We start from the raw sequence: 17,113 nt of genomic DNA on the forward strand, positions 1-17,113 counted from the left end.
TCCGGCGCCGAATGCATCCGAAAACGACCCGGGGGCGGTGGCAGCGATGCCGCCGCCCCTCGACGTTCCGGCCCGCCTTGGGCTAGACACCCCTCCGCTTCCGTTTGGCTTCCCACCCGAGATCTCGGGCCGGGTTTGAGGGGACTGGCTCGATGCCGGAGACCACACCGTTTCGCCGCGTCCTCGTGAAGCTCTCGGGCGAGGCCCTGACGGCTCCCGACGGCTACTGGCTGCACCCGCCGACGCTCGCGGGCATCGCGGACGACATCGCCCGCACCCGCGAGGCCGGCATCCAGATCGCCCTGGTCGTGGGCGGCGGCAACATGATCCGCGGGGCCCGCATCTCGGCCGCCGGCTGGATCGACCGGGCCACCGGCGATTCCCTCGGCATGATGGCCACGGTGATGAATTCGCTGGCCTTGGAGACGGCCCTGAACGCCGCCGGCGTTCCGGCCCGCACCATGTCGGCGGTCTCGATGCCGACGATCTGCGAGACCTACGCCCGCCAGCCCGCCCTGCACCACCTCGACAAGGGGCAGGTCGTGGTTCTGGCCGGAGGGACCGGCAACCCCTACTTCACCACCGACACCGCCGCCGTGCTGCGGGCGGCCGAACTGCGCTGCGAGGCGGTGCTCAAGGCGACGCAGGTGGACGGCGTCTACTCGGCCGATCCGAAGCACGATCCGAGCGCCACCCGCTACGACCGCCTGACCCACGACGAGGCCATCGCCCGCGACCTCAAGGTGATGGACACCGCCGCCTTCGCGCTGGCCCGCGAGAGCCGCCTGTCGATCGTCGTCGGCTCGGTCCATGCCCCGAGTTCCATCAGGGCGATCCTCACCGGCGAGGCGCCGGCCACCCACGTCGTCCCCTGACCGCGTTCGTCGAAGTGCTCGCCCGTTCGAGAAAAGAGAATGACGCGGGGACGCAAAGCTTGCGGGCGTCGCGCCATGCACAGTGCCGGGGAATTCCACCCGCGGTAACGGCGCGGATGACGGACCGGGCGATTTCGCGCCGCGTGGGCGCGAACGCCATTTGCGACCCATCTCGTTTTGGTTCATTGAGGCCCACGAACGGGCCCCGGCGGCCCGACCCCACCTCCTCCAGTTCGCGTCGGGAACGATCCGCATGGCAGCCATTCCAGAGTTCGACCTGAATGACATCAAGCGCCGCATGCAGGGCGCCGTCGCCTCGCTCAAGGGCGACCTCGGTTCCCTGCGCACCGGCCGCGCCACGCCGAGCATCCTCGATCCGATCCAGGTCGACGCCTACGGGGCGATGATGCCCATGGCGCAGGTCGCCACCGTCAGCGTTCCGGAGCCGCGTCTCCTCTCGATCTCGGTCTGGGACCGCGGCATGGTCAGCGCCGTCGAGAAGGCCATCCGCGAATCCGACCTCGGCATGAACCCGCAGACCGAGGGCCAGACGATCCGCCTGCGCGTGCCGGAGATGAACGAGCAGCGCCGCAAGGAGATGGTCAAGGTCGCGCACAAGTACACCGAGGAGGCCCGCGTCGCGGTCCGCCACGTGCGCCGCGACGGCCTCGACCACCTCAAGAAGCTCGAGAAGGACGGCGCCATCAGCGAGGACGACGAGAAGCGTCAGGCGGGCGACGTCCAGAAGGCGACCGACCAGTTCATCGCCGAGATCGACGGCGTGCTCGCGGCCAAGGAAAAGGAGATCATGCAGGTCTAGGGGCCCGCAGGATCGACCTGATACGGTCTTGGGACGGCGCGTGATCGACACGAACGACGGATGGGGGAGAAGCGCGTTGGGTCGCTCAGGGGGCGCGCGTCAGATCGAGGCCGCGAGGGTGAACGGCGCCGAGGCGGTCGCGCGGGGCGCCCCGGATAGCGGGCCGACGGGCTTTTCCGCGAAGCCGCTCGCCGTGCAGGCCGTGCCCGCCCATGTCGCCATCATCATGGACGGCAACGGGCGCTGGGCGGCCGGGCGCGGACTGCCCCGCGTCGAGGGCCATCGCCGTGGCGTCGAGGCTGTGCGCCGGGCCGTGCGCTCGGCCATCGACCTCGGCATACGCTACCTGACCATCTACAGCTTCTCGTCCGAGAACTGGCGCCGGCCCGCCGCCGAGGTCGCCGACCTCATGGGCCTGCTCAAGCTCTTCGTGCGCCGCGACCTCGCGGACCTGCACGGCAACAACGTGCGCGTGCGCATCATCGGGGAGCGCGCCGGCCTGAGTGCCGACATCGCAGGCCTCCTCGACGAGGCCGAGGAGCGCACCCGGAGCAATACCGGCCTCACCCTGGTGGTGGCCTTCAACTACGGCGGTCGCCAGGAGATCCTGCGCGCGGTGCGCCGCCTCGCCAGCGACGTCGCGGAGGGACGCCTCGCTCCCGAGGCCATCGACTTCGACGCCCTGTCGGGGGCTCTCGACACCACCGGCATCCCGGACCCGGACCTCGTCATCCGCACCTCCGGCGAGCAGCGCCTCTCGAACTTCCTCACCTGGCAGACGGCTTATGCCGAGTACGTGATCGTGCCGGAATTCTGGCCCGACTTCGACGACGACGCCTTCCGGGCAGCCCTCGACGAATATCATCGCCGCGACCGCCGCTTCGGCGGCCTCAGCGGCAAGGCCGGCTGATCGTGGCGCCCGGAGAGGCGGCACCCACCGCGCCGCGCGGTCCCTTCGCGGGCCGTGAGTTCCAGGCCCGGGTGGTCTCGGCGCTCCTGCTCGGCGCCATCGTTCTCTCGGCCCTGATCATCGGCGGCTGGCCGTTCGCGGTGATCTGGCTCGCCGCCGGCATCGTCTTCGCCGCCGAATGGATCGGCATGAGCGCGACCGCGCCGCGCCGCCTCGTGCTCGCGCTCACCGCCGCGACGCTGTTCGGCCTCGTGCTCTGCCTGCAGGGGGACGCCTCGTTCGGGGCGGGCCTCGCGGTCGCGGGCATCGGCACGGTCCTGGTGGCGGCCGTGGCGAAAGAGGCCGCCGGACGGTTCCGCGCCGTGGCCGGCCTCCTCTGCGCGGCCGTGATCGCCCTGGTGCCCACCGCCCTGCGCGACGATCCGGCCATCGGCCTCCTCGGCCCCGCCTGGATGTTCGCCGTGGTCTGGACCACCGACATCGTGGCCTACTTCACCGGCCGCACCCTCGGCGGCCCCAAGCTCATGCCCCGGGTCAGCCCCAAGAAGACCTGGTCGGGCGCCATCGGCGGCCTCGTCGGCGGAACGCTGGCGGGGATCGGCCTCGTGGTCTTCGCCCGCGATCACGGCTGGAGCGACCTCGCCACCGCGCCGCTCGCCCTCGTGGGCCTCCTCAGCGCCGTCGCCTCGATCCTCAGCCAGGGGGGCGACCTCGTGGAATCGGCCCTCAAGCGCCGTTATGGCTTCAAGGATTCGGGCCGCTCGATCCCGGGCCACGGCGGCGTCATGGATCGCCTCGACGGCTTCTTCGCCGTGGCCGTCCTGGCCGGCTTCTATCTCATCGCCCGCCGCTTCGTGGCGGCCTGAAGGACCCATCCGTTGCTGACCGTCACAATCCTCGGCGCCACCGGCTCCATCGGCCAATCCACCATCGACCTGCTGCTCCAGCATCCCGACCGTTTCCGCATCGGCGGCCTCGTGGCGGGGCGCGACGTCGCGGCGATCGCCCGGCTCGCCGGTGACCTGAAGCCCGATTTCGTCGCGCTGGCCGATGAATCCACCGGCCCGGCCCTGCGCGAGGCGCTGGCCCACACGGGCATCCGCAATGGGGCCGGCGAGGGCGCCGTGCTGGAGGCGGTCGCCCGCGATGCCGATATCGTCGTGGCGGCGGTGAGCGGGGCCGCGGGCCTGCGCCCGACGCACGAGGCGCTGAAGCTCGGCCGCACGGTGGCGCTGGCCAACAAGGAGAGCCTGGTCTGCGCCGGCGACGCCTTCATGCGCGACGCCAAGCGCTACGGCGCCACCCTGTTGCCGGTGGATTCCGAGCACAACGCCCTGGCGCAGGCGCTCGGCGACGGGCGCCTCGACGACGTTTCGAAGATGACGATCACGGCCTCCGGCGGCCCGTTCCGGACCTGGACCCGCGAGCGCATCGCGAGCGCCTCGCCCACGGAGGCCGCCGCACACCCGACCTGGTCGATGGGCATGAAGATCAACATCGATTCGGCCTCCCTGATGAACAAGGGGCTGGAGTTGATCGAGGCGCACCACCTCTTCGCCCTGGAGCCGGAGCGCCTGGACGTCATCGTCCACCCGCAATCGATCGTGCACGGCCTCGTCTACTGGCGCGACGGCGCGGTGACGGCCGGCCTCGCGATGCCGGACATGCGGGTTCCGATCGCCCATTGCCTCGGCCTCGGCGAGCGCCTGACGATCACGCGCGGGCGCCATCTCGACCTCGCCGCCGCCGGAAGCCTTACCTTCGAGGCCGCCGACGAGGTGCGCTTCCCCTGTCTGCGCATCGCCCGCGCGGCCCTCGCCGCCGGGGGCGCCGCCCCGACCGTGATGAACGCGGCCAACGAGATCGCCGTGGCGGCCTTCATCAAGGGCGCTATCGGATTCTACGGCATCGCCGACCTCGTCGAGCGGGCCTGCGAACACTTCGCCGGCCAGTACCGGACCGCGCCGGAGAATGTCGACGAGGCCCTGGCCATCGACGCCGAGGTCCGCCGCTGGAGCAGCCAGGCCGTCGCGGCGGCCTGAGCCGCCGCGTCAGGCCTCCGGCGCGTAACCCGCCAGGAAGACCCGTACGGCTTCCTCGACATTGTGCCCGATCTCCGACTGCGCGGCCCCGTCGCCGGCGTTGAAGAGCAGCCGGGTCAGCAATCCGGCCTGGCACATCTGCAGGAACTGGCGCGCGGCGAGGTTGGTATCCGCCGGGCGCAGCCGCCCGGCCGTGACCTGCGCGTCGAGATAGGCGGCGAGCCGGCTCGTCCCCTGGACCGGCCCCGCCTCGAAGAAGGCCTGGCCGAGGCGCGGGAACTTCTCGCAGGCGCCGATCACCATCCGGATCACCGTGACGTGCTCCGGCCGGACCATTTCGGCGAGGTAGCTGCGCCCCAGGCGCGTCAGCACGCCGCGTAGGTCGGGATCGTCGGCATCGAGCCGGAACAGCACCTCGGCGAGTCCGCGCTTTTCCGCCAGCGCCAGGGCCTCGAACAGGGCCTCCTTGCTGTCGAAGTAGACATAGAGCGTCCCCTTGGAGACGCCCGCCGCCTTGGCGATCTCGCCCATGCTCGCGCCGTCGAACCCCGAGGCCATGAAGACCGCGCGGGCGCCTTCGAGGATCTGACGTCGCTTGTCGGTCTCGGGCGATGTGCGCTCCCGCGCATCCAGGGTGGCTTCGGCGATCGCCATGGTCGTGATCCTGATTGACCGAACGGTTCGGTCATAATATCCCAGAGCCTCGGGTCGCGCCAGCTTTCGCGGCCCGGAAAATGACCGAACGGTTCGGTCAAAATGTTTCACGAACCCGTTCGACATCATGAGATCGATGCCATGAGCCTGCGTGAGGACGAGGGATTCCGGGCCGAGCCCGCCCAGCCGGCGACCGTCGAGACGAATGCCGCCGCCGTGCCTCCGGCGGCCGTGCCGGCTGTACCCAACACGCCGGCCGTCATCGCGGCGGCGGAGGCGCCGGCCAAGCCGCGACGTGCGCGCAAGCTCGTGATGGCCACCCTGGTCCTCGCCGCCCTCGGGGGCGGCGCCTACAAGGCGCATGCCTGGTGGACGGTCGGGCGCTTCTTCGTGAGCACCGACGATGCCTACGTGCAGGCCGACATCTCGGTGCTGGCCGCCAAGGTCCCGGGCTACCTCGCGGCGGTGCCGGTCGTGAACGGGCAGACGATGCGCCGGGGCGACGTGATCGCCCGGATCGACGACGGCGACTATCGTCTCGCCGCCCAGGCCGCGCACGACAAGCTGGTGACGCAGCAGGCGGCCATCACCCGGATCGCCCGGCAGGTCGAGGCGGCGCAGGCGCAGATGCTCCAGGCCTCGGCGCAGATCGACGCCAGCAAGGCCGACGCGGTGCGGGCCGCGGCCGACTATGCCCGCCAGCAACAGCTCGAAAAGGTCGATTTCGTCGCCAAGGCCCGCATCGAGCAGGCACGGGCCGACCGCGACCGCACCGACGCCGCCGTGAAGGGGGCGGAGGCCTCCCTCACCGCCATGCGCGCCAATGTCGAGGTGCTGCGGGCGCAGGGCAAGGAGGCGGAGGGGCTGGCCGCCGAGTTGCGCACCGCCGAGGCCCGTGCGGAGCGCGACCTCACGTTCACGACGATCCGGGCGCCCTTCGACGGCGTGGTCGGCAACAAGGCCGTGGAGGCCGGCGCCTACGTCTCGCCGGGCTCGCGCATCGCCGCCCTGGTGCCCCTGGAGAGCGTCCGCATCGACGCGAACTTCAAGGAGACGCAGGTCGAGCGCATGCATCCGGGCCAGCGCGTCCACATCGCGGTGGACGCCTATCCGGACCGCGACATCGTCGGCGAGGTCGAGTCGCTCTCGCCCGCCTCCGGCTCGGTCTTCAGCCTGCTGCCGCCCGACAACGCGACGGGCAACTTCACCAAGATCGTCCAGCGCCTGCCGGTGCGGGTGCACGTTCCCGCGGACGTCGCCCGCGAGGGCATCCTGCGCCCCGGCCTCTCCGTCACCGTCCGGGTGGACACCCGCGAGGGCGCGGAGGCGGCCGCCGATGCCCGCGTCCGTACGGCGCTGCGCCGCTAGGCCCCGCACATGGCCGCCACCGCCGCCCTGGGACCCGCCGCACCGGCCGTCGAGCCGCCGCTGGACCGCCGCCGCATGGTGGCGTTCGTCTGCATGGTGTTCGGGATGTTCATGGCGATCCTGGACATCCAGATCGTCTCGGCCTCGCTCGCCGAGATCCAGGCCGGCCTCTCGGCCTCGGGCGACGAGATCCCCTGGGTCCAGACGAGCTACCTCATCGCCGAGGTGATCTCGATCCCGCTCTCCGGCTTCCTGTCGCGGGTCGTCTCCACCCGCTGGATGTTCGTGGTCTCGGCCGGCGGCTTCACGGCGATGAGCCTGATGTGCGCCACCTCGACCTCCATCAACGAGATGATCCTCTGGCGGGCCGCGCAGGGCTTCATCGGCGGCGGCATGATCCCGACGGTGTTCGCCTCGGCCTTCACGATCTTTCCGCCCTCGAAGCGGTCCATCGTCTCGCCGATGATCGGCCTCGTGGCGACCCTCGCCCCCACCATCGGGCCGACGGTGGGGGGCTACCTCACCGACCTGTTCGACTGGCACTGGCTGTTCCTCGTCAACGTCGTGCCGGGGATCTTCGTCACGGTGTCCACCTATCTGCTGGTCGATTTCGACGAACCGAACCTCGCCCTGTTCAAGCGCTTCGACTGGTTCGGCCTCGTCTTCATGGCGTTGATGCTCGGCTGCCTCGAATACGTCCTGGAGGAGGGGCCGAACCACGACTGGCTCGCGGACGAGGCCGTGTTCGCCTGCGCGGTGGTCTGCCTCACGGCCGGGCCGGCCTTCTTCTGGCGGGCCTTCACGGCGGCCGAGCCGATCGTCGACCTGCGCGCCTTCTCCGACCGGAACTTCGCGGCCGGCAGCATCTTCAGCTTCGTCCTCGGCATCGGCCTGTACGGGCTGACCTACCTCTACCCGGTCTATCTGGGCCGGGTGCGCGGCTACTCCGCGCTGCAGATCGGCGAGACGATGTTCGTCTCGGGCCTCTGCATGTTCGCCACCGCGCCGATCGCCGGGCGCTTCTCGGGCAAGGTCGATCCGCGCCTGATGATGGGGCTCGGGTTCCTCGGCTTCGCCACCGGCACCTGGATGGTCACGGGGCTGACCAAGGACTGGGATTTCTGGGAGCTCCTGGTGCCGCAGGTCCTGCGCGGCTGCTCGCTGATGCTGTGCATGATCCCGATCAACAACATCGCGCTGGGCACCCTGCCGCCGGCCCGGATGAAGAACGCCTCGGGGCTCTACAACCTCACGCGCAACCTCGGCGGCGCCGTCGGCCTCGCGCTGATCAACACGGTGCTCAACGACCGCTGGGACCTCCACCTCGCGCGCCTGCACGAGCGCTTCACCTGGACGAACACCGCCGTGCTCGAACGCCTGGAGATGACGCGCCGCCAGTTCGAGGTCCTGGGGGGCAACGCCGACGCCATGGCCCTGAAGGCGATGATGAACACCGTGCGGATGCAGGGGCTGGTGATGGGCTTCACCGACGTGTTCCTGGTGCTCACCATCCTGTTCGTGGCCATGGCCTGCGCCGTGCCCTTCATCCGCCGGCCTCGCGCGGCGGCGGGTGCCGGTGGGGGGCATTGAGGCCGGGCCCGCTCTTTACCCTGTCGCCGGGAATGCGGGGACATCCGGTCCCCGCGCGCCGCTGCGACGCCGAATCCCGCTCTTCCGGTTTGCGTTCGCGTCGTACGCACACGATCTGCTAGAGCGGAACGACGGCCCCGGGGAGGCCGAGAGGATCGACGCATGGACTTCCTGAACGCCATGGGCGGCACGGCAACCGGATTCTTCGGTGCCGTGATCCCCTTCCTGATCGTGCTGAGCATCGTGGTCTTCGTCCACGAGATGGGGCACTTCCTGGTCGGGCGCTGGTGCGGCGTCGGCGTCCACGCCTTCTCCCTCGGATTCGGTCCGGAGCTGTTCGGGTTCAACGATCGTTACGGGACCCGGTGGAAGCTCTCGGCGGTGCCGCTCGGCGGCTACGTCAAGTTTCACGGCGACGCCAACGGCGCCAGCGTGCCGGACCCCGCGGCGGTGGCGCGCATGAGTCCGGGGGAGCGGGCGACGAGCTTCCCGACCCAGTCCCTGCCCAAGCGCGCCGCCATCGTGGCGGCCGGCCCCATCGCCAACTTCCTCCTCGCCATCGCGCTCTTCTCGGGCGCCATCTACCTCAACGGCCGCTACGAGACGCCGGCCCGCGTCGAGGCCGTGGTCCCGGACAGCGCCGCCGCCCGCGCCGGCTTCCAGCCCGGCGACGTGATCCGCGCCATCGGCGGATCGCGGATCAGCAGCTTCACCGACATGCAGCGCACGGTTTCGGGGGCGGCCGGGAACGCGCTCACCATCACGGTGGAGCGCAACGGCCAGACCCAGGACCTCGTGGCCGTGCCGGAGAGCAAGGAGGACGTGACGCCCTTCGGGCGCCATCGCTTCGGCCGCCTCGGCATCCAGGGCCCCAAGGCCGCCGATGCCAAGCTCGTTCATTACGGCCCCGTCGATTCCCTCGGCCTCGGCGTGTACGAGACCTACTTCGTGGTCGACCGGACCATCGACTACATCGGCAAGCTCCTGACGGGCCGGGAATCCCCCGACCAGCTCTCGGGTCCGATCGGGATCGCGCGTGTGTCGGGCGAGGTCGCCAAGGTCGGCGGCGTCGGCGGCCTAATCGGGCTGGTGGCCCTGCTCTCCGTCTCGATCGGGCTCCTCAACCTCTTCCCGGTCCCGCTCCTCGATGGCGGACACCTGCTGTTCTACGCCTTCGAGGCCGTGCGCGGGCGCCCCTTGAGCGAGCGCACGCAGGAGATCGGCTTCCGGATCGGGCTGGCGCTCGTCCTGTTCCTCATGCTCTTCGCCGCCTGGAACGACATCCTGAACCTCGGTTTCTCCTGGCGCGGCCGCGGGACCTGAAATCGGCCCGACGCGCCTGTGGATTGCGGGCGCATCCCGTTTCGGGACGCCTAAAGTCTTTCACCACCATCGCATTCTTCGTTCCGCGCGGGGCAGCGACGCCCCGCGCGGAACGATTCGTTGACCCTGTTGGGGGATCGAAGCGCGGCGTTAAGTGACCGGAAGGCCACGTCTCCGCAAAATCCCGGGTGAGCGGGAGTCCCGAGCGTTTGCTTCGCCTGGGAATCCCGATAGAAGCTGAGCTTGGGACCAGAGGTCAGGACGCCCGCAAACGGGTGGCTGATTGCGGGTGCAAACTCGCGCTGAAGATAAAAGAGACGGGCGATTACATGATGTCGATGACGGGGAAGCGCCGGCGCAAGTCGGCGGAACAGACCATCGTCCTAGTCGCCGCGGCGGCCGCTGGCCTGGTCCTCGGTGGCGCCGCTCAGGCGCAGCAGATCGTCGTCCAGGGTAACAAGCGTGTCGATTCCGACACGATCCGGTCTTACGTGACCGGCACCGCCTCGGGCTCCCCCGAAGAGGCCCGCCGCAACCTGCTGGCGACCGGCATGTTCTCCGACGTGAAGGTGTCGCGCAGCGGCGGCGGCACGGTGGTGAGCGTCCGCGAGAACAACATCATCAACCGGGTGGTGTTCGAGGGGAACAAGAAGATCGAGAAGGCCACCCTCGAGGGCGAGGTCGAGGCCAAGGCGCGTGGCGCCTTCAGCCAGGGTGTGGTCCAGGCCGACATCCAGCGCATCAAGGAAGTCTACCGCCGCGCCGGCCGCGGCACCGCGAAGGTGAGCTTCCGCACGGTCGACCTGCCGAACGGCCGCCTCGACGTGATCTACGTCATCGAGGAGGGCGACAAGACCGGCATCAAGGCGATCAACTTCGTCGGCAACAACGTCTATTCGGATTCCAAGCTGCGCGAGCTCATGTCCTCGTCGGAGATGAACTTCCTCAGCTTCATCAAGACCTCGGACGTCTACGATCCCGATCGCATCACCAGCGATCTCGACATCGTCCGGCGCTACTACCTCAAGAACGGCTACGCCGACTTCCGCGTGGTGAACGCCGATGCCCGCTACGTCGAGGGCGAGGGTGATGCCGGCTGGGTCGTCACCGTCACGGTCGAGGAAGGCGAGCAGTACCGCGTCGGTGCGGTGGCGATCGATTCCCGCCTGCCGGGCCTCGATACCCAGAAGCTCGACGGCGAGGTGCGCGCCCAGGTCGGCGACGTCTACAACGCCGAGGACGTGGAGCGGACCCTCAACGGCGTGACCAACCAGGTCGGCCGCCAGGGCTACCCCTTCGCGCAGGTCCGCCCGACGGGCCAGCGCGACCGCGCCACCCACACCGTGGCCCTCGGCTTCGTGGTCGAGGATGGCCCGCGCGTCTATGTCGAGCGGATCAACATCCGCGGCAACACCCGGACCCGCGACTACGTCATCCGCCGCGAGCTCGATATCACCGAGGGCGACGCCTACAACCGGGTGCTGACCGACCGCGCCGAGCGCCGCCTGAACGGCCTCGGCTTCTTCAAGAAGGTGCGCTTCTCCAACGAGCCGGGCTCCTCGGCCGACCGCGTGATCATCAACATCGACGTCGAGGATCAGCCCACGGGCTCGTTCTCGGTGGCGGGCGGCTACTCCACCCAGGACGGCATCATCGGCGAGGTCTCGGTATCCGAGTCGAACTTCCTCGGACGCGGCCAGTACGTCCGCGTCGCCGGCACCGGCGGTCAGTACTCGCGCGGGTTCGACTTCTCGTTCACGGAGCCGTACTTCCTCGGCTACCGCCTGGCCGCCGGCTTCGACGCCTTCTACAAGTACAGCGACCAGACCCGCTACTCGCGCTACGAGACCACGGTCTACGGTGGGCAGCTCCGCATCGGCCTGCCGATCACGGAAGAGTTCGGCATCACGATGCGGTACTCGCTCTACAACACCGAGCTGCGCGTCCCGAACACCGTCAAGCGGCCGTACAACGACTGCTCGAACCCGATCCCGGGCTACACGACGCTCACGAACGGCCTGAAGGCCACCGGCGCGGCTGGTGAGCAGGCAGCGTTTCCGACCTGTGCCCTCGACGGTGAAGCCTCGATCGCACTCAAGGGCTCGCAGGGCTCGACCCTCACCTCACTTGCCGGCCTGACGCTCGCCTACTCGACCCTCGACAACTTCGCCTCGCCGCGCAACGGCCTCTACGCCGAACTGAAGCCCGACCTCGCCGGCCTCGGTGGCGACTCGAAGTTCTTCCGCGTGACGGGCGACGCCCGCTACTACAAGGAGTTCTACGAAGACATCGTCGGTTTCGTGCGCTTCCAGGGCGGTCACATCGAGGCCCTCAACAACCAGCCCCTGCGCATCACCGATCAGTTCTTCCTCGGCCCGTCGCTCGTGCGCGGCTTCGCGCCCAACGGCATCGGCCCGCGCGACATCGGCATCTCCGACAGCCGCTCGAACGCCATCGGTGGCTCGACCTACTTCGGCGGCACGGTCGAAGTTCAGTTCCCGCTCCCCGGCATCCCGCGGGATCTGGGCCTGAAGGGCGCGGTCTTCGCCGATGCCGGTACGCTGTTCGGCTATAACGGCCGCACGCAGTTCGACGTGAACAACGATCGCTTCATCAACGGCTTCGCGCCGGGCAGCGGCTGTAACTTCAACCAGGCGACCATCGGCGTCGAGCCCGAGTGCGTGAACGTCCGCGACAAGCTGATCATCCGCTCCTCGGTCGGTGCCTCGATCCTCTGGAACTCGCCGCTCGGCCCGATCCGCTTCGACTACGCCTACGCCCTCTCGAAGGACGAGGGTATCAAGACCGCCTTCGGCCGCGTCGGCCAGGATCAGATCCAGGCCTTCCGGTTCTCCGGCGGCTCGCGCTTCTGACATCGAGCGCCGCTTCCCTTTCGGGAGGCGGCGCGTTGTGACAGCATGTCAGATCCCGTCTTCTTCTCCGCGTCCTCCACCCTCAGCCTCGGCGCCATCGCCGAGGCTGCTGGCGTTTCGGTGCCCGAGGGCGCCGATCCGCACCGTGTGATCACGGGGGCCGCGCCCCTCGAATCGGCGACGCCGCAGGATGTCGCCTACATGGACAACGCCCGCTACGGGGACGCGCTCGCCGCGACCCGGGCGGGTATCTGCCTGGTCTCGCCGCGCTTCGCGCCCCGCGTGCCGGCCGGCACCGTCGCCCTCGTCCTGCGCGATCCCTACCGGGCCTATGCGGGGCTGCTGGCCCGCCTGCACCCCGAGGCGATGCGACCCGCCTCGCTCTTTTCCGCAAGCGGCGTGGCGCCGGGGGCCCATGTCCATCCGGAGGCACGGCTCGAGCCGGGCGTCCACGTGGATCCGGGTGCCGTCATCGGCCCGAACGCCGAGATCGGGTCCGGCACCATCGTGGGCGCGAACGCGAGTATCGGACCGGGCGTGCGGATCGGGCGGGACTGCGCCATCGGAGCCGGGGTTACGCTGACGCATGCCCTGGTGGGAAACCGGGTCATCATCCACCCGGGTGCGCGCCTCGGTCAGGACGGGTTCGGGTTCGCCATGGGTCCCGGCGGCCACCTCAAGGTGCCGCAGATCGGCCGCGTCATCGTTCAGGACGACGTCGAGATCGGCGCCAACACCACGATCGACCGCGGCGCCAGCCGCGACACGGTGATCGGCGAGGGCACCAAGATCGATAACCTCGTGCAGATCGCTCACAACGTCGTGATCGGACGCCACTGCGTCATCGTCTCCGGTGTGGGCATTTCCGGCTCGACCACCCTCGAAGACTACGTCGTCCTCGGCGGACAGGTCGGCGTCGTCGGGCATCTGCGCATCGGCATGGGTTCACAGATCGCCGGCTCCTCCAACGTGAACCGCGACGTGCCGCCGGGCAGCCGCTGGGGCGGGACGCCGGCCAAGCCGGTACGCGCCTGGTTCCGGGAACTCACCACCCTGGCCCGCCTCGCCGAGCGCTCCGGCGGCGATGAACCGAAGGGCTGAGCCCGGCTTCGGACGCGGCATGCTGCGAGCCTCGTTTCATGCACGGCCGCTCCAGGCTCGATCCGTAGCCGGCATGCGTTCAATCGGCAGCCAGGGCTTGCATCCCTTCATCATCTCGCGAATGAAGGCGCGTCCAACGCGTTGGTGATTTGGGAAACGAGGCGGGACGGCGGGGGCGTCGGCGCGCTCAGTGGGGTTATCTGATCGATGAACGACATGCCGCGAGAGCTCGGCTCGGCTGATATCCAGCAGGTCCTGGAATTGCTGCCGCACCGCTACCCATTCCTGATGATCGACCGGATCATCGAGATCGACGGCGACCGCAGCTGCATCGGCGTGAAGAACGTCACGATCAACGAGCCGCAATTCACCGGCCACTTCCCCGGACTGCCGGTGTTTCCGGGCGTCCTGCTGATCGAGGGCATGGCTCAGACCGCCGGCGCCATCTGCTGCCGTCACATCATGACCGAAAACCTGAAGACCAAGCAGGTTTTCTTCATGACCATCGACAAGTGCAAGTTCCGCAAGCCCGTTGTGCCGGGGGATACCGTGCACTACCACATGACCAAGACGAACCACCGCCGCACCATGTGGTGGTTCCGCGGCGAGGCGCGGGTCGACGGCGTGCTGGTGGCCGAGGCCGATATCGGCGCCATGCTGGTGACCGAGTGAGCGCGGGCCCCGGGATCCATCCGAGCGCCGTGGTCGAGGACGGCGCAACCCTGGGGGAGGGCGTCCGGATCGGGCCGTTCTGCCACGTCGGCCCCGGCGTGACGCTCGGCGCGGGCTGCGAACTCGTCAGCCACGTCGTGGTCGCCGGCCGGACCACGATCGGACCCCGCACGCGGCTCTATCCCTTCGCTTCCATCGGGCATCCGCCGCAGGACCTGAAATTCAAGGGCGAGGATTCCACCCTGACGATCGGAGCGGATTGCCTGATCCGCGAGGGCGTCACCATGAATCCGGGGACCGCCGGCGGCGGCCTCGAGACCACGGTGGGCGACAACTGCACCTTCCTGGCCAATTCGCATGTGGGCCACGATTGCCGGGTGGGCGACGGCGTCGTGTTCTCCAACAACGTCATGCTGGCGGGCCATTGCAGCGTCGGCGACTACGCGATCCTGGGGGGCGGCGCGGCCGTGATCCAGTTCGCGCGCGTGGGCGCGCACGCCTTCGTGGGCGGCCTGTCGGGCCTGGAGAACGACTGCATTCCCTACGGCATGGCGTTGGGCAACCGGGCCTACCTGTCGGGCCTCAACATCATCGGCCTGCAGCGGCGCGGGTTCGCCCGCGAGGACATCCACGCCCTGCGCCGGGCCTATCGCCTGCTCTTCGCCAACGAGGGGACGCTGATGGAGCGGGTTGAGGACGTGGCCTCCGAGTTCGAGCACCACCGCGCGGTGGCCGAGATCATCGCCTTCATCCGTGTCGGCGGCAAACGCTCGATCTGCACGCCGCGCGAGGCGCCGGGCGCACCGTGAGCGCGAATCCCGCGCCGGCCGGGCGCGCCGATCCGCTGCCCGCGGCGCTGGTGCTGGTCGCGGGAGCCGGCCGCCTGCCGGAACTCGTGGCGGGTTCCCTCGACCGGGCGGGGCGGCCCTACCGCATCCTGGCGATCCGGGGCTTCGCCGAGCGGGCCATGCGCGCGCGGGCGGCGGCCACCGTCGACCTCCTCGACATCGCCGGCATCCTCGCCGTCCTGAAGCGCTGGGGGCCGGTGAGCGTGGTGCCGGCCGGCGGCGTCTCGCGCCCCAACCCGGCCGCGATCCTCAATGCCGCCGCGGCCCTGCGCAACCGCGAGGCCCTGCGGGCGATCTCGGGCGGCGGCGACGACCGGCTCCTGCGCGGCGCCCTCGCGCTCCTGGAGGAGAACGGCCACGGGGTGGTGGGCGTCCACGAGGTCGCTCCCGATCTCCTGAGCCCGGCGGGGGTGATGGGCCGCCACCGGCCCGACGCGGCGGCCGCCGTCTCCATCGCGGCCGGGCAGGCGCTTCTGGGGGCGCTGTCGCCCCACGATGTCGGACAGGCGGCGGTGCTGGCGGGCCAGCGCGCCCTGGCCGTGGAAGGCCCCGAAGGCACCGACCGGATGCTGGCCCGGGCTCGGAGCCTCGCCCGGCGGCCCCTCGGCCTCGGCCGGGCGCAGGCCGGCATCGTCCTCGTAAAGCTCGCCAAGGTCGGCCAGGATTTGCGCGTCGATCTCCCGGCGATCGGGCCGCGCACCGTCGCCAACGCGGCGGCGGCCGGCTGCGCGGGGCTCGCCGTCCAGGCACGCTTCACCCTGATCATCGACCGGCCCGCCACCATCGCGGCGGCCGACCGGGCGGGACTCTTCCTCGTCGGACTCGATCCGGCGACGGGGTTGGACGCAAGGGACCTGGGAGCATGAGCGAACCGAAGCCTGAGCGGACGATCTGGCTGGTGGCGGGCGAGGATTCCGGCGACCAGCTCGGGGCCAAGCTGATGCGCGGCCTCGTCGAACTCTCGGAGCGGCCGATCCGCTTCGGCGGGGTGGGCGGCGAGGCGATGGCCGAGCAGGGCTTCCGCTCCCTTTTCCCGATCGACGACGTGGCGGTGATGGGTTACCTGCCGGTCGCCGCGCGGCTGCGCACCCTCCTGCGCCGCATCCGCGAGACCGTGCGGGACGTGGTCGCGGCCCGGCCCGACGTGCTCGTGATCATCGACAGCCCCGGCTTCACCCACGCGGTGGCCCAGCGGGTGCGCAAGCGGATGCCCGACCTGCCCATCGTGGACTACGTCTCGCCCAGCGTCTGGGCGTGGCGGCCGTGGCGGGCGGCGCGGATGCGCCCCTTCATCGACCACGTGCTGGCCCTGCTGCCCTTCGAGCCCGAGGCGCACCGACGCCTGAACGGGCCCGCCTGCAGCTATGTCGGCCATCCGCTGATCGAGCGCCTCGACGCGCTGCGCCCCGGGCCAGCCGAAGCGAAGGGCCGCATGGACGGCCCGCCGGTCCTCGCCATCCTGCCGGGCTCGCGCCGCTCCGAGATCGAGCGGCTGATGCCGGTCTTCGGCGCGGCCCTGGCCCGGCTCACCGAGCGCTTCGGGCCGATCGAGGCGGTACTGCCGGCCGTGAGCCGGCACCGCGCTTTAATCGAGCGGTTGGCGCTCGCCTGGGATGCCCCGGTCACCCTGGTCCACGGCGAGGCGGCCAAGCACGCCACCTTCCGGCGGGCGCGGGCGGCCCTGGCGGCCTCCGGCACGGTGACCCTCGAACTGGCGCTCGCGGGCGTGCCGATGGTGGTGGCCTACAAGGTCTCGCGCATCGAGGAGGCGGTGGCCCGGCGCCTCATCCAGGTCCCGACCATCGTGCTGCCGAACCTCATCCTGGGCCAGAACGCGATGCCGGAATTCATCCAGGCGGATTGCACCGCGCCGCGCCTCGCCGAGGCGCTGGCGCCGCTCCTGGCCGGCGGCCCCGAACGCGACGCGCAGGTGGCGGCGCTCGCCCGCATCGACGGCCTGATGCGCCTGCCGGACGACGACCCGCCGAGCCGGAGTGCGGCCCGCATCGTGCTCGCCGCCCGGCGCGCGGCTTGAGG

The 17,113-nt window shown here is 70.2% G+C and carries 15 protein-coding genes; 14 read left to right on the top strand and 1 reads right to left on the bottom strand.

Annotation, left to right across the window (positions count from 1 at the left end):
* The first annotated feature begins 152 nt into the window (after window positions 1-152).
* From pyrH to dxr, 5 genes are all read left to right on the top strand, one after another.
* Window positions 153-875, top strand: coding sequence for a UMP kinase (gene pyrH / locus K2X24_RS00420; protein WP_292493634.1), 723 nt, complete (start codon window positions 153-155; stop codon window positions 873-875).
* A gap of 253 nt (window positions 876-1,128) precedes the next feature.
* Window positions 1,129-1,695 (top strand): ribosome recycling factor, encoded by a 567-nt coding sequence (gene frr, locus K2X24_RS00425; protein ID WP_243915762.1) that lies wholly within the window; start codon window positions 1,129-1,131, stop codon window positions 1,693-1,695.
* A gap of 193 nt (window positions 1,696-1,888) precedes the next feature.
* Window positions 1,889-2,605, top strand: coding sequence for an isoprenyl transferase (locus K2X24_RS00430; RefSeq protein WP_292493678.1), 717 nt, complete (start codon window positions 1,889-1,891; stop codon window positions 2,603-2,605).
* A complete protein-coding gene (locus K2X24_RS00435) occupies window positions 2,605-3,471 on the top strand; it encodes a phosphatidate cytidylyltransferase (protein WP_292493680.1) in 867 nt (288 codons plus the stop codon). Before K2X24_RS00430 ends, K2X24_RS00435 begins: the two co-directional genes overlap by 1 nt.
* Window positions 3,472-3,483: 12 nt before the next feature.
* Window positions 3,484-4,647 (top strand): 1-deoxy-D-xylulose-5-phosphate reductoisomerase, encoded by a 1,164-nt coding sequence (gene dxr / locus K2X24_RS00440; RefSeq protein ID WP_292493637.1) that lies wholly within the window; start codon window positions 3,484-3,486, stop codon window positions 4,645-4,647.
* 9 nt (window positions 4,648-4,656) lie between these two features.
* Here the strand turns inward: dxr and K2X24_RS00445 are convergent, their stop codons facing one another.
* Complete coding sequence (locus K2X24_RS00445; protein ID WP_292493639.1) at window positions 4,657-5,301, bottom strand: TetR/AcrR family transcriptional regulator; 645 nt, start codon at window positions 5,299-5,301, stop codon at window positions 4,657-4,659.
* A 141-nt stretch (window positions 5,302-5,442) separates the two neighbouring features.
* On the opposite strand from K2X24_RS00445, the gene K2X24_RS00450 reads away from it, so the two are divergent.
* The 9 genes from K2X24_RS00450 to lpxB all read left to right on the top strand — a co-directional run bounded on the left by K2X24_RS00450 (window position 5,443) and on the right by lpxB (window position 17,111).
* Window positions 5,443-6,669: an HlyD family secretion protein gene (locus K2X24_RS00450; RefSeq protein ID WP_292493641.1), complete on the top strand. Its 1,227-nt coding sequence runs from the start codon at window positions 5,443-5,445 to the stop codon at window positions 6,667-6,669.
* A gap of 9 nt (window positions 6,670-6,678) precedes the next feature.
* Window positions 6,679-8,259 (top strand): DHA2 family efflux MFS transporter permease subunit, encoded by a 1,581-nt coding sequence (locus K2X24_RS00455; protein ID WP_292493643.1) that lies wholly within the window; start codon window positions 6,679-6,681, stop codon window positions 8,257-8,259.
* 162 nt (window positions 8,260-8,421) lie between these two features.
* Window positions 8,422-9,582: an RIP metalloprotease RseP gene (gene rseP, locus K2X24_RS00460; protein ID WP_292493644.1), complete on the top strand. Its 1,161-nt coding sequence runs from the start codon at window positions 8,422-8,424 to the stop codon at window positions 9,580-9,582.
* Between the two features lie 329 nt (window positions 9,583-9,911).
* The gene (gene bamA / locus K2X24_RS00465; RefSeq protein WP_292493647.1) at window positions 9,912-12,455 is read left to right on the top strand and encodes an outer membrane protein assembly factor BamA; all 2,544 of its coding nucleotides are present in this window, start codon (window positions 9,912-9,914) and stop codon (window positions 12,453-12,455) included.
* 45 nt (window positions 12,456-12,500) lie between these two features.
* Entirely contained in the window at window positions 12,501-13,556 is a 1,056-nt protein-coding gene (lpxD, locus tag K2X24_RS00470) for a UDP-3-O-(3-hydroxymyristoyl)glucosamine N-acyltransferase (protein ID WP_292493649.1), read from the top strand.
* Window positions 13,557-13,763: 207 nt separating this feature from the next.
* Window positions 13,764-14,228 (top strand): 3-hydroxyacyl-ACP dehydratase FabZ, encoded by a 465-nt coding sequence (fabZ, locus tag K2X24_RS00475; protein WP_292493651.1) that lies wholly within the window; start codon window positions 13,764-13,766, stop codon window positions 14,226-14,228.
* Window positions 14,225-15,037, top strand: coding sequence for an acyl-ACP--UDP-N-acetylglucosamine O-acyltransferase (gene lpxA / locus K2X24_RS00480; protein ID WP_292493653.1), 813 nt, complete (start codon window positions 14,225-14,227; stop codon window positions 15,035-15,037). The genes fabZ and lpxA overlap by 4 nt, the downstream gene beginning before the upstream one ends.
* Complete coding sequence (gene lpxI / locus K2X24_RS00485) at window positions 15,034-15,942, top strand: UDP-2,3-diacylglucosamine diphosphatase LpxI (RefSeq protein WP_292493655.1); 909 nt, start codon at window positions 15,034-15,036, stop codon at window positions 15,940-15,942. The genes lpxA and lpxI overlap by 4 nt, the downstream gene beginning before the upstream one ends.
* On the top strand, window positions 15,939-17,111 hold the full coding sequence (lpxB, locus tag K2X24_RS00490) for a lipid-A-disaccharide synthase (protein WP_292493657.1): 1,173 nt from the start codon (window positions 15,939-15,941) through the stop codon (window positions 17,109-17,111). The genes lpxI and lpxB overlap by 4 nt, the downstream gene beginning before the upstream one ends.
* Window positions 17,112-17,113: the final 2 nt, after the last annotated feature.

The organism is Methylobacterium sp., from assembly GCF_019750675.1.
Lineage (GTDB): Bacteria > Pseudomonadota > Alphaproteobacteria > Rhizobiales > Beijerinckiaceae > Methylobacterium.